Source organism: Staphylococcus sp. FSL W8-0056 (assembly GCF_037963075.1).
Classification (GTDB): Bacteria; Bacillota; Bacilli; order Staphylococcales; family Staphylococcaceae; genus Staphylococcus; species Staphylococcus aureus.
Window position 1 is genome coordinate 2,518,670 of the sequence record NZ_CP150142.1, and the last position, 12,178, is coordinate 2,530,847.

13 protein-coding genes and 3 pseudogenes are annotated in these 12,178 nt (G+C 31.2%); 9 read left to right on the plus strand and 7 right to left on the minus strand.

Translation table 11 applies throughout. The annotated features are described in order from the left end of the window. Positions 1 to 331 precede the first annotated feature (331 nt). On the plus strand, positions 332 to 811 hold the full coding sequence (gene rlmH / locus NSS86_RS12710) for a 23S rRNA (pseudouridine(1915)-N(3))-methyltransferase RlmH (protein WP_000704775.1): 480 nt from the start codon (positions 332 to 334) through the stop codon (positions 809 to 811). 204 nt (positions 812 to 1,015) lie between these two features. Here the strand turns inward: rlmH and NSS86_RS12715 are convergent, their stop codons facing one another. Next, the gene (locus NSS86_RS12715) at positions 1,016 to 1,150 is read right to left on the minus strand and encodes a hypothetical protein (protein WP_001790628.1); all 135 of its coding nucleotides are present in this window, start codon (positions 1,148 to 1,150) and stop codon (positions 1,016 to 1,018) included. Between NSS86_RS12715 and NSS86_RS12720 the strand changes: the two genes are divergently transcribed. Continuing rightward, positions 1,114 to 1,206 (plus strand): hypothetical protein, encoded by a 93-nt coding sequence (locus NSS86_RS12720; protein WP_001790000.1) that lies wholly within the window; start codon positions 1,114 to 1,116, stop codon positions 1,204 to 1,206. The genes NSS86_RS12715 and NSS86_RS12720 overlap by 37 nt on opposite strands. Before the next feature lie 146 nt (positions 1,207 to 1,352). After that, entirely contained in the window at positions 1,353 to 3,098 is a 1,746-nt protein-coding gene (locus NSS86_RS12725) for a DUF6119 family protein (RefSeq protein ID WP_000700190.1), read from the plus strand. 97 nt (positions 3,099 to 3,195) lie between these two features. On the opposite strand, the pseudogene NSS86_RS12730 reads toward NSS86_RS12725, so the two are convergent. The 4 genes and pseudogenes from NSS86_RS12730 to cstR form a co-directional block, all read right to left on the minus strand. Then, positions 3,196 to 3,551: pseudogene (locus tag NSS86_RS12730) on the minus strand (tRNA-dihydrouridine synthase); the annotation flags it as partial. 304 nt (positions 3,552 to 3,855) lie between these two features. After that, positions 3,856 to 3,944: pseudogene (locus tag NSS86_RS12735) on the minus strand (hypothetical protein). Positions 3,945 to 4,041: 97 nt separating this feature from the next. Beyond that, positions 4,042 to 4,797, minus strand: coding sequence for a sulfite exporter TauE/SafE family protein (locus NSS86_RS12740; RefSeq protein ID WP_000355845.1), 756 nt, complete (start codon positions 4,795 to 4,797; stop codon positions 4,042 to 4,044). Continuing rightward, positions 4,797 to 5,057 (minus strand): persulfide-sensing transcriptional repressor CstR, encoded by a 261-nt coding sequence (gene cstR, locus NSS86_RS12745; protein ID WP_001105088.1) that lies wholly within the window; start codon positions 5,055 to 5,057, stop codon positions 4,797 to 4,799. Before cstR ends, NSS86_RS12740 begins: the two co-directional genes overlap by 1 nt. Positions 5,058 to 5,193: 136 nt before the next feature. Here cstR and cstA point away from each other — a divergent pair, with 136 nt between their 5' ends. The 3 genes from cstA to sqr are packed head-to-tail and all read left to right on the plus strand — an operon-like array spanning position 5,194 to position 8,835. Then, positions 5,194 to 6,258, plus strand: coding sequence for a persulfide response sulfurtransferase CstA (gene cstA / locus NSS86_RS12750; RefSeq protein ID WP_000816133.1), 1,065 nt, complete (start codon positions 5,194 to 5,196; stop codon positions 6,256 to 6,258). 30 nt (positions 6,259 to 6,288) lie between these two features. Beyond that, entirely contained in the window at positions 6,289 to 7,623 is a 1,335-nt protein-coding gene (gene cstB, locus NSS86_RS12755) for a persulfide dioxygenase-sulfurtransferase CstB (RefSeq protein ID WP_000465472.1), read from the plus strand. Positions 7,624 to 7,641: 18 nt separating this feature from the next. Then, complete coding sequence (gene sqr, locus NSS86_RS12760; protein WP_001033018.1) at positions 7,642 to 8,835, plus strand: type II sulfide:quinone oxidoreductase Sqr; 1,194 nt, start codon at positions 7,642 to 7,644, stop codon at positions 8,833 to 8,835. Between the two features lie 266 nt (positions 8,836 to 9,101). Here sqr and NSS86_RS12765 read toward each other — a convergent pair. Both NSS86_RS12765 and NSS86_RS12770 read right to left on the minus strand, forming a co-directional pair. Beyond that, positions 9,102 to 9,316, minus strand: a pseudogene (locus NSS86_RS12765) (universal stress protein); the annotation flags it as partial. Positions 9,317 to 9,501: 185 nt separating this feature from the next. Then, a complete protein-coding gene (locus tag NSS86_RS12770; RefSeq protein ID WP_000662022.1) occupies positions 9,502 to 10,488 on the minus strand; it encodes a tRNA-dihydrouridine synthase in 987 nt (328 codons plus the stop codon). 308 nt (positions 10,489 to 10,796) lie between these two features. Here NSS86_RS12770 and NSS86_RS12775 point away from each other — a divergent pair, with 308 nt between their 5' ends. The 3 genes from NSS86_RS12775 (at position 10,797) to NSS86_RS12785 (ending at position 12,155) form a co-directional block, all read left to right on the plus strand. Then, entirely contained in the window at positions 10,797 to 11,000 is a 204-nt protein-coding gene (locus tag NSS86_RS12775) for a DUF6007 family protein (protein WP_000389759.1), read from the plus strand. Between the two features lie 48 nt (positions 11,001 to 11,048). Then, positions 11,049 to 11,345, plus strand: coding sequence for a TfoX/Sxy family protein (locus NSS86_RS12780; protein ID WP_000201644.1), 297 nt, complete (start codon positions 11,049 to 11,051; stop codon positions 11,343 to 11,345). 207 nt (positions 11,346 to 11,552) lie between these two features. Next, positions 11,553 to 12,155 (plus strand): hypothetical protein, encoded by a 603-nt coding sequence (locus NSS86_RS12785; protein ID WP_000908956.1) that lies wholly within the window; start codon positions 11,553 to 11,555, stop codon positions 12,153 to 12,155. The last annotated feature ends 23 nt before the right edge of the window (positions 12,156 to 12,178 follow it).

The following is a 12,178-nucleotide window of genomic DNA, read 5'->3' on the forward strand; positions in this document are numbered from 1 at the left end:
AAGAGGTACGGTAGTGTTTTTTTATGGAAAAAAGCTATAAACGTTGATAAACATGGGATATAAAAACGGGGATAAGTAATAAGACATCAAGGTGTTTATCCACAGAAATGGGGATAGTTATCCAGAATTGTGTACAATTTAAAGAGAAATACCCACAATGCCCACAGAGTTATCCACAAATACACAAGTTATACACTAAAAATTGGGCATAAATGTCAGGAAAATATCAAAAACTGCAAAAAATATTGGTATAATAAGAGGGAACAGTGTGAACAAGTTAATAACTTGTGGATAACTGGAAAGTTGATAACAATTTGGAGGACCAAACGACATGAAAATCACCATTTTAGCTGTAGGGAAACTAAAAGAGAAATATTGGAAGCAAGCCATAGCAGAATATGAAAAACGTTTAGGCCCATACACCAAGATAGACATCATAGAAGTTCCAGACGAAAAAGCACCAGAAAATATGAGCGACAAAGAAATTGAGCAAGTAAAAGAAAAAGAAGGCCAACGAATACTAGCCAAAATTAAACCACAATCCACAGTCATTACATTAGAAATACAAGGAAAGATGCTATCTTCCGAAGGATTGGCCCAAGAATTGAACCAACGCATGACCCAAGGGCAAAGCGACTTTGTATTCGTCATTGGCGGATCAAACGGCCTGCACAAGGACGTCTTACAACGCAGTAACTACGCACTATCATTCAGCAAAATGACATTCCCACATCAAATGATGCGGGTTGTGTTAATTGAGCAAGTGTATAGAGCATTTAAGATTATGCGTGGAGAGGCGTATCATAAGTAAAACTAAAAAATTCTGTATGAGGAGATAATAATTTGGAGGGTGTTAAATGGTGGACATTAAATCCACGTTCATTCAATATATAAGATATATCACGATAATTGCGCATATAACTTAAGTAGTAGCTAACAGTTGAAATTAGGCCCTATCAAATTGGTTTATATCTAAAATGATTAATATAGAATGCTTCTTTTTGTCCTTATTAAATTATAAAAGTAACTTTGCAATAGAAACAGTTATTTCATAATCAACAGTCATTGACGTAGCTAAGTAATGATAAATAATCATAAATAAAATTACAGATATTGACAAAAAATAGTAAATATACCAATGAAGTTTCAAAAGAACAATTCCAAGAAATTGAGAATGTAAATAATAAGGTCAAAGAATTTTATTAAGATTTGAAAGAGTATCAATCAAGAAAGATGTAGTTTTTTAATAAACTATTTGGAAAATAATTATCATAATTTAAAAACTGACAATTTGCGAGACTCATAAAATGTAATAATGGAAATAGATGTAAAATATAATTAAGGGGTGTAATATGAAGATTAATATTTATAAATCTATTTATAATTTTCAGGAAACAAATACAAATTTTTTAGAGAATCTAGAATCTTTAAATGATGACAATTATGAACTGCTTAATGATAAAGAACTTGTTAGTGATTCAAATGAATTAAAATTAATTAGTAAAGTTTATATACGTAAAAAAGACAAAAAACTATTAGATTGGCAATTATTAATAAAGAATGTATACCTAGATACTGAAGAAGATGACAATTTATTTTCAGAATCCGGTCATCATTTTGATGCAATATTATTTCTCAAAGAAGATACTACATTACAAAATAATGTATATATTATACCTTTTGGACAAGCATATCATGATATAAATAATTTGATTGATTATGACTTCGGAATTGATTTTGCAGAAAGAGCAATCAAAAATGAAGACATAGTTAATAAAAATGTTAATTTTTTTCAACAAAACAGGCTTAAAGAGATTGTTAATTATAGAAGGAATAGTGTAGATTACGTTAGACCTTCAGAATCTTATATATCAGTCCAAGGACATCCACAGAATCCTCAAATTTTTGGAAAAACGATGACTTGTGGTACAAGTATTTCATTGCGTGTACCGAATAGAAAGCAGCAATTCATAGATAAAATTAGTGTGATAATCAAAGAAATAAACGCTATTATTAATCTTCCTCAAAAAATTAGTGAATTTCCTAGAATAGTAACTTTAAAAGACTTGAATAAAATAGAAGTATTAGATACTTTATTGCTAAAAAAACTATCGAATTCTTCAACTACAGAAAATATATCTATAGATATATCAAGATTTTTAGAACTAAGTAATATGATACTCTTGTTAGATGATATGCTCGACGTCAATATATATATAAATTCTTTTAAAAATAATACATTAGAGACATTTGATGCGACTGATCCTGAAGTTGATTACATCACTGAAATAGGAGATTACTTATTAAAATATGACGTTAATTCTATAAATGATGTCAGAATTGAAGTGATAGATAATTTGGGGCATTCAAATAATATGCTACTAAAAACGATACTACATGCAGAAGTTGAAATGGAAGATGGAAAGAAATATTTATTACAAAATGGGAAATGGGGTTATTTTAATAGAGAATTTTTTGACCTTTTGAATGATCATTTGAATGAGATAGAAATTAGGTATAACACACTAACTCCCACAGGTTTAGTATTTAAAGAAGGAGAAGAAGGATATATAAAAGAAATAGTAGGAAGATTGCCAGAAGAATATTTAATGTTACATAAAAAATTCATAAAACCAATAAATAAGAATTTTATAGTAAAAGGAAATGGAATAGAGTTGGCAGACTTATACAATATTAAAAACAAAGAGCTTTTCACGATTAAAAGAGGAATTAATACATCTTTATCTCTTTATAGTCTAGAACAGAATATAATAGCAATTAACGCCTTAAAATATCCAGAATCATATAATTTTGAAGAATTAATAGAAGCTATTCCTGATAACTCGGAAAATATATTTAATGATATACAACGGAGTACAAATTTTAGTATAGTATGGATTTTACCGATATCATCTATTGATAATATGCCCATAAAAGATATGGTTCATACTAGTAACGTAATAAATAAAAACTTTCAATTAACTAATTTAGGTTCAGTATTACTTAAAAATAAATTAGTAGAGTGGTCTCTCTATTTAAAAGATCAAAGAATTAATCCAATTATTTATATGGAAACGCCAACTGAAGATAGAAATTAAACTTTTATTTTAAATCACCCTAGTTCATACCTAAAAGACTTTCACACAAACAAACAAAGGAGGAAACTTAAATTCCTCCTTTCCCTTATTACTCATACTATAATTCAATTTTAACGTCTTCGTCCATTTGGGCTTCAAATTCATCTAGTAATGCTCGTGCTTCTGCAATTGATTGTGTGTTCATCAATTGATGTCGAAGTTCGCTAGCGCTCTTATGCCACGCACATAGATTTTAAAGAATCTACGCAAACTCTTGAATTGTCGTATTTCATCTTTTTCATATTTGTTAAACAATGATAAATGCAATCTCAACAGATCTAATAGTTCCTTGCTTGTGTGTTCGCGTGGTTCTTTTTCAAAAGCGAATGGATTATGGAAAATGCCGCTACCAATCATGACGCCATCAATGCCATATTTTTCTGCAAGTTCAAGTCCTGTTTTTCTATCGGGAATATGGGAGTGGGACAGAAATGATATTTTCCCAAAATTTATTTCGTCGTCCCACTCCAACTTGCACATTATTGTAAGCTGACTTTCCGCCAGCTACTATGTTGGGGCCCCTGACTAGAATTGAAAAAACTTGTTACAAGTGCATTTTCGTTCAGTCAACTACTGCCAATATAACTTTGTAGAGCATAGAACATTGATTTATGTCCCAACCTGCAATTTCGTCACGTAAATTTTTAATAGCTTCGATTAATTCCCACTGTGCATCTACTTTACTAATGTGTTTGATAAAAACTTAAATAATTTTAATTCAGTCATCAGTGGCATTAAATCTTCTATCATTTTTAGTTATAGTTGATAAATTTATATTTATAAGCATATATATGGATATTTCATCAAGAATTTTTAATCATATAAATCCGAACTGCATACATATTTGTTGAAATAAGAGGTATTATTTTTCGGGAAATTGCTGTCTGAGTTATAAGTATTAGTTTTATAAAATGAGTTGAACTATAGCAAAAACGATTAAAATACTGATAATCCATTTTTGTATTATGTTAGGGACTTTTTTACTTAATTTTAACCCTATTGGAGCAAATATAATACTCCCTATTATAAGGAATAAGGCGTCATATAAAGGGATATAACCTTGAATAAGTTTGATGACAAAAGCACCAATTGAAGATATAAAAGCAATTACTATACTATTAGCGACTACAGTATTCATTGGTAATTTGAATAAAACCAATAATATAGGAATAATAATGAAGGCACCACCTGCACCTACTATACCTGAAATAATACCAATGAAAAGGCCAATGATAACTAATAAATATTTATTAAATGAAGACTTTTCGGAACTAGGTTTCACTTTAATAAACATTAATGTTAATGCAAGTAAAGCAATAATGATATATACCGTATTTACAAATGTAGCATCAAATAAATTTGCTAGAAATGCACCTAACATACTCCCTATAATCATGCCGCCACCCATATAAAGAACTAATTGTGGTGAGAACTCTGTTTTTTTTCGAGCTTTTAATGAGCCACTTAATGTACTGAAAAAGACTTGGCTAGAAGTAAGACCTGATGCGATATATGCGCTATATGCAGGGGCTCCGAATAATGGTGGTAATAATAAAATAGCTGGATAAATAATGATAGCACCACCTACGCCTACTAGACCAGATATGAACCCACCGAATACCCCAATGAGTAACATGATAACTATATTAACAATATCCATTACTTACTTTTCACCAATAAGTTTACAGCTTCATTAATTAACTCTTGGGAGCTTTCTTCATCATCCGCAGCTACTTTTACACATTCTATTAAATTCTCACTAATAATGATACCCATCAAGCGTTGGAGTGAACTCTTTGATGCACTTATTTGTGTAATGACATCTTTACAGTCTTTTCCTTCCTCCATCATTTTAATAATTCCATTTAGTTGCCCTTGTATTCTATTAATACGATTAATCATTTTTTTATCATAATTCATAGTCATACCTCCACTTTTAATTGAATAAAAATATATTAATAGATAAACACAAATGTGTCAAATACCCCTAGAGGTATTTGACAAGTTCCATTCAACCGTTTAGAATACCCCTACAGGTATTTTTAGGGAGGTTATTATGAAACAATACGGAGAAAAGTTTATCGATGAATTTAGTAAAGCAGAATTGGAAAAACTAGCCAAGCAAGGGCAATTAATTGATGTTAGAACAGAAGAGGAGTATGCATTAGGACATATCAATGGTTCCATACTTCATCCTGTTGATGAGATTGAGTCATTCAATAAAGAAAAAAATAAAACCTATTATGTAATCTGTAGAAGTGGTAACAGAAGTGCTAATGCTAGTAAATATTTAGCTAAACAAGGTTATAACGTTATAAATCTTGATGGTGGTTATAAAGCTTATGAAGAAAACGATAGTTATGATACACAAGAAGAATATAAAAGTATAGAAATTAAAGCAGATCGTAAACAATTTAACTATCGTGGTTTTCAATGTCCAGGGCCAATTGTAAAAATTAGTCAAGAAATGAAGAATATTGAAGTAGGTGACCAAATTGAAGTCAAAGTCACAGACCCTGGATTCCCTAGTGATATTAAAAGTTGGGTGAAACAAACAAGGCATACTTTAGTTAAGCTTGATGAAAATAACAATGGAATTAATGCGATTATTCAAAAAGAAAAAGCAAAAGATTTAGATATAAATTATTCTGCTAAAGGTACTACAATTGTATTATTTAGTGGAGAATTAGACAAAGCTGTAGCAGCATTGATTATTGCAAATGGCGCTAGAGCTGCTGGAAAAGATGTAACTATCTTCTTTACTTTTTGGGGGCTTAATGCATTAAAAAAAGTGCAAACAGTTAATGTTAAAAAGCAAGGTATTGCAAAAATGTTTGATTTAATGTTGCCCCAAAAGAATATACGAATGCCTCTTTCCAAAATGAATATGTTTGGTTTAGGAAATATGATGATGCGCTACGTAATGAAAAAGAAAAATGTTGATTCATTACCAACACTTATCAATCAAGCTATTGAGCAAAATATCAAATTAATCGCTTGTACGATGAGTATGGATGTCATGGGTATTCAGAAAGAAGAACTTAGAGATGAAGTTGAGTACGGTGGTGTAGGCACTTATATTGGTGCTACTGAAAATGCGAATCATAATTTATTTATCTAATTAAATCTATTAATAAAAGGAGTTGTTATCATGTTTTTTAAACAGTTTTACGATAATCATTTATCTCAAGCATCATATTTAGTGGGTTGTCAACGTACAGGAGAGGCAATAATAATAGACCCTGTTCGTGATTTATCGAAATATATAGAAGTTGCAGATTCTGAAGGTTTAACAATTACACAAGCTACAGAAACACATATTCATGCTGATTTTGCTTCAGGAATTCGTGATGTGGCTAAACGCTTAAATGCAAATATATATGTGTCTGGCGAAGGTGAAGATGCATTAGGGTATAAAAATATGCCATCAAAAACACAATTTGTTAAACATGGAGATATCATTCAAGTAGGCAATGTTAAATTAGAAGTTCTGCATACTCCAGGACACACGCCTGAAAGTATTAGCTTTTTACTCACTGATTTAGGTGGTGGTTCAAGTGTTCCGATGGGATTATTTAGTGGTGACTTTATTTTTGTTGGTGATATAGGTAGACCTGATTTATTAGAAAAATCTGTTCAAATAAAGGGTTCTACAGAAATTAGCGCGAAACAAATGTATGAGTCCGTTCAAAATATTAAAAATTTACCAGACTATGTTCAAATCTGGCCGGGTCATGGTGCTGGAAGCCCTTGTGGTAAAGCATTAGGTGCCATACCTATATCTACAATAGGTTATGAGAAAATTAATAACTGGGCATTTAATGAAATTGATGAGACTAAATTTATTGAATCATTAACATCAAATCAACCAGCACCACCGCATCATTTTGCACAAATGAAACAAGTTAATCAGTTTGGTATGAATTTATATCAATCATATGATGTTTATCCTAGTTTAGATAATAAGAGAGTAGCATTTGATCTTCGTAGCAAAGAGGCCTTTCACGGTGGCCACACAAAAGGAACAATCAATATACCATACAACAAAAACTTTATTAATCAAATTGGTTGGTACTTAGATTTTGAAAAAGATATAGATTTAATTGGAGATAAATCTACTGTTGAGAAAGCGAAACACACTTTACAATTAATTGGGTTTGATAAGGTAGCAGGCTATCGTTTGCCAAAATCAGGCATTTCAACCCAGTCCGTTCATAGCGCTGATATGACAGGTAAAGAAGAACATGTATTAGACGTACGTAATGATGAAGAGTGGAATAATGGACACTTAGATCAAGCAGTTAATATTCCACATGGTAAATTATTAAATGAAAATATTCCTTTTAATAAAGAGGATAAAATATATGTACATTGTCAGTCAGGTGTTAGAAGTTCAATTGCAGTGGGTATATTGGAAAGCAAAGGTTTTGAAAATGTGGTGAATATTAGAGAAGGCTATCAAGATTTTCCAGAATCATTAAAATAATTTAAGGATGTGGAAAAAATGAATAAGCATTATCAAATTGTTATTATTGGTGGCGGTACAGCAGGTGTTACCGTAGCATCAAGACTATTAAGAAAAAATCAAAACTTAAAAGAGAAAATAGCAATTATAGACCCAGCAGACCATCATTACTATCAACCATTATGGACGTTGGTTGGTGCAGGGGTATCTAGTTTGAAAAGTTCTCGTAAAGATATGGAAAGTGTTATACCTGAAGGTGCTAACTGGATAAAACAGGCTGTTTCAAGTTTTCAACCTGAAAATAATAGCGTTATTTTAGGAGATAATACAGTCGTTTATTATGATTTTTTAGTAGTAGCTCCAGGATTACAGATTAATTGGTCTTCAATTAAAGGACTAAAAGAAAATATAGGTAAAAATGGTGTTTGCTCTAACTATTCACCTGACTATGTTAACGAAACTTGGAACCAAATTTCTAATTTTAAACAAGGAAATGCCATTTTTACGCATCCAAACACTCCTATAAAGTGTGGAGGTGCGCCTATGAAAATTATGTATTTAGCTGAAGATTATTTTAGGAAACATAAAATCCGTTCTAACGCTAATGTGATATATGCAACGCCAAAAGATGCTTTATTTGACGTAGGAAAATATAATAAAGAATTAGAAAGGATTGTTGAAGAAAGAAATATAACAGTCAATTATAATTATAACCTTGTTGAAATCGACGGTGACAAAAAAGTGGCTACATTCGAACATATCAAAGCATACGATAGAAAAACAATAAGTTATGATATGTTACATGTAACACCACCTATGGGTCCCTTAGATGTAGTAAAAGAAAGTACACTTTCAGATAGTGAGGGTTGGGTAGATGTTAACCCAACCACATTACAGCATAAAAGCTACTCTAATGTATTTGCACTTGGTGATGCTTCAAATGTACCTACTTCAAAAACAGGCGCAGCTATTCGTAAGCAAGCACCTATCGTCGCTAATAATTTATTGCAAGTGATGAATAATCAAATGTTAACGCATCATTATGATGGTTATACTTCATGCCCTATTGTTACTGGATATAATAGGTTAATACTTGCAGAGTTTGATTATAATAAAAATACTAAAGAAACAATGCCGTTTAATCAGGCCAAAGAACGTAGAAGTATGTATATATTTAAGAAAGATTTATTACCTAAAATGTATTGGTACGGCATGCTAAAAGGATTAATATAATAAAGTACAGAAAACAATAAATTTTTAATGAAAAATCTTTTACTATAAAAGATTAAGTATTTAAATGACGTGTCAGTGTTGTGTTTATATGTCGTGAATTTTTAGCTCTAAATAGTATAAGATTGAAAAAGTTGTTACTGTTTTAAATGATCACGATGAAGTCATTCAATAAGAATGATTATGAAAATAGAAACAGCAGTAAGATATTTTCTAATTGAAAATCATCTCACTGCTGTTTTTTAAAGGTTTATACCTCATCCTCTAAATTATTTAAAAATAATTAATGGTATTTGAGCACGTTTAGCGACTTTATGACTGACATTACCAATTTCCATTTCTTGCCAGATATTCAAACCACGTGTACTCAAAATGATAGCTTGGTATGTACCTCCAATAGTAATTTCAATAACTTTGTCTGTTGAACACTAAGAGCAATTTTAATTTCATAATGTGTTGTAAACATTTTTTTTGATTGGAGTTTTTTTCTGAGTTAAACGATATCCTGATGTATTTTTAATTTTGCACCATTTCCAAAAGGATAAGTGACATAAGTAAAAAGGCATCATCGGGAGTTATCCTATCAGGAAAACCAAGATAATACCTAAGTAGAAAGTGTTCAATCCGTGTTAAATTGGGAAATATCATCCATAAACTTTATTACTCATACTATAATTCTATTTTAACGTCTTCGTCCATTTGGGCTTCAAATTCATCTAGAAGTGCTCGTGCTTCTGCAATTGATTGTGTGTTCATCAATTGATGGCGAAGTTCGCTAGCGCCTCTTATGCCACGCACATAGATTTTAAAGAATCTACGCAAGCTCTTGAATTGTCGTATTTCATCTTTTTCATATTTGTTAAACAATGATAAATGCAATCTCAATAGATCTAATAGTTCCTTGCTTGTGTGTTCGCGTGGTTCTTTTTCAAAAGCGAATGGATTATGGAAAATGCCTCTACCAATCATGACACCATCGATGCCATATTTTTCTGCCAGTTCAAGTCCTGTTTTTCTATCGGGAATATCACCGTTAATTGTTAACAATGTATTTGGTGCAATTTCGTCACGTAAATTTTTAATAGCTTCGATTAATTCCCAATGTGCATCTACTTTACTCATTTCTTTACGTGTACGAAGATGAATAGATAAATTGGCAATATCTTGTTCGAAGACGTGCTTCAACCAATCTTTCCATTCATCGATTTCATAGTAGCCAAGGCGTGTTTTAACACTTACCGGAAGCCCACCTGCTTTAGTTGCTTGAATAATTTCGGCAGCGACATCCGGTCTTAAGATTAAGCCGGAACCCTTACCCTTTTTAGCAACATTTGCTACAGGACATCCCATATTTAAGTCAATGCCTTTAAAGCCCATTTTAGCTAGTTGAATACTCGTTTCACGGAACTGTTCTGGCTTATCTCCCCATATATGAGCGACCATCGGGTGTTCATCTTCGCTAAAAGTTAAGCGTCCGCGCACACTATGTATGCCTTCAGGGTGGCAAAAGCTTTCAGTATTTGTAAATTCAGTGAAAAACACATCCGGTCTAGCTGCTTCACTTACAACGTGTCGAAAGACGATATCTGTAACGTCTTCCATTGGCGCCAAAATAAAAAATGGACGTGGTAATTCACTCCAAAAATTTTCTTTCATAATATATTTATACCCTCTTTATAATTAGTATCTCGATTTTTTATGCATGATGATATTACCACAAAAGCCTAACTTATACAAAAGGAATTTCAATAGTTGCAACCATTTGAAAGGGAAGTCTAAGAGTAGTCTAAAATAAATGTTGTGGTAAGTTGATCAATACAAAGATCAAGGATTATAGTATTAAATTGTTCATTATTAATGATACACTACTTATGAATATGATTCAGAATTTTCTTTGGCTACTTTTACAGTAAAGCGATTTTTTAGTTATCTTATAACAAAGACAAATTTATAAAGGTGATATTATGGAAGATTTAAAGGAATCTTTAAAAAGTTTAGGTTGGTGGGATTTATTTTTTGCGATACCTATGTTTCTGCTATTCGCATACCTTCCAAACTATAATTTTATAACGATATTTCTTAACATTGTTATCATTATTTTCTTTTCCATAGGTTTGATTTTAACTACGCATATAATTATAGATAAAATTAAGAGCAACACGAAATGAATCATTAATACGAATGTGATTAAACATAAAACTGAAGGAGCGATTACAATGGCGACTAAGAAAGATGTACATGATTTATTTTTAAATCATGTGAATTCAAACGCGGTTAAGACAAGAAAGATGATGGGAGAATATATTATTTATTATGATAGTGTGGTTATAGGTGGTTTGTATGATAATAGATTATTGGTTAAGGCGACTAAAAGTGTACGTCATCAATTGCAAGATAATACATTAGTTTCGCCATATCCAGGTGCCAAAGAAATGATATTAATTCCAGACATTACCGAAGCAATAAATCTCACTAATTTATTTGAGCTCATAAAAAATGATTTGAAAAACTAATCATAAATTGCCATACTCAACTATTTTGAAAAGTATCAATTTCATATTATCAAATTATTGAGTATCTCGATTTATTGTTATACACAAACAGTATTTTTGCTATGATAGAGTTAATAAATATAATAAATTGAATAAGTAACTTTACAAAACTAGAATGATTCAATTCAATCACAATTATTTGAAAATAGAGGTGAGCAGGTGAACGATATGTTAATTAGTCTCGTAATCCCAGTTTTTGCTTTGTTAGTTATTGGTGGTATTATTTGGGTGATTATAGAAGGTATAGTACATATTTCAAAAAAGAATAAAGCAATCGATAACTTTTTAAACCAAGTTAATAAAGTAAGTGAGACATATAAATTCGCTACTGCTTTTTTATTTCTAATCTTGGCTACGGCTGGTATTTCTCAATTTTATCTATATTATATAGTATCAGCGTTTCTTTTTTGGCTTGTCATACTTACCTTTGGTATTGCAGGTATCATTTTTTTAATGCCATATGGATTATGTTTCCTACCACTTTATAAGCAAAAAAAGAAAAAACAGACATTTAAAAAATACATGGTTTACACTACGATTGGTTTGTCAATTTGTCTAGGCTTATCTCTAGTTTTGGTTCACACTACGAAAATTTATATGGACGAAGGTGGCGTAAGATACTATTACGGTAGTTTTGTAATGAAACAAGCGGGCGGTTATGCTTATTTAGCTTTAGCGGTACTTTCAACGTTGTTAATTGTTGCGAAAAAAGCTACAAATAAAAATAAAGAAATCGAAACCGTCGACAATACAAATATAACGGAAAGATAATTAAGGGAGTGCTCATTCAGGAG

What these genes read in the sequence shown, in the direction of transcription:
- rlmH (WP_000704775.1), top strand. Translation starts at nt 332, where the DNA reads ATGAAAATCACCATTTTAGCTGTAGGGAAACTAAAAGAGAAATATTGG.
- NSS86_RS12725 (WP_000700190.1), top strand. Translation starts at nt 1,353, where the DNA reads ATGAAGATTAATATTTATAAATCTATTTATAATTTTCAGGAAACAAAT.
- NSS86_RS12740 (WP_000355845.1), bottom strand. Translation starts at nt 4,797, where the DNA reads ATGGATATTGTTAATATAGTTATCATGTTACTCATTGGGGTATTCGGT.
- cstR (WP_001105088.1), bottom strand. Translation starts at nt 5,057, where the DNA reads ATGAATTATGATAAAAAAATGATTAATCGTATTAATAGAATACAAGGG.
- cstA (WP_000816133.1), top strand. Translation starts at nt 5,194, where the DNA reads ATGAAACAATACGGAGAAAAGTTTATCGATGAATTTAGTAAAGCAGAA.
- cstB (WP_000465472.1), top strand. Translation starts at nt 6,289, where the DNA reads ATGTTTTTTAAACAGTTTTACGATAATCATTTATCTCAAGCATCATAT.
- sqr (WP_001033018.1), top strand. Translation starts at nt 7,642, where the DNA reads ATGAATAAGCATTATCAAATTGTTATTATTGGTGGCGGTACAGCAGGT.
- NSS86_RS12770 (WP_000662022.1), bottom strand. Translation starts at nt 10,488, where the DNA reads ATGAAAGAAAATTTTTGGAGTGAATTACCACGTCCATTTTTTATTTTG.
- NSS86_RS12775 (WP_000389759.1), top strand. Translation starts at nt 10,797, where the DNA reads ATGGAAGATTTAAAGGAATCTTTAAAAAGTTTAGGTTGGTGGGATTTA.
- NSS86_RS12780 (WP_000201644.1), top strand. Translation starts at nt 11,049, where the DNA reads ATGGCGACTAAGAAAGATGTACATGATTTATTTTTAAATCATGTGAAT.
- NSS86_RS12785 (WP_000908956.1), top strand. Translation starts at nt 11,553, where the DNA reads ATGTTAATTAGTCTCGTAATCCCAGTTTTTGCTTTGTTAGTTATTGGT.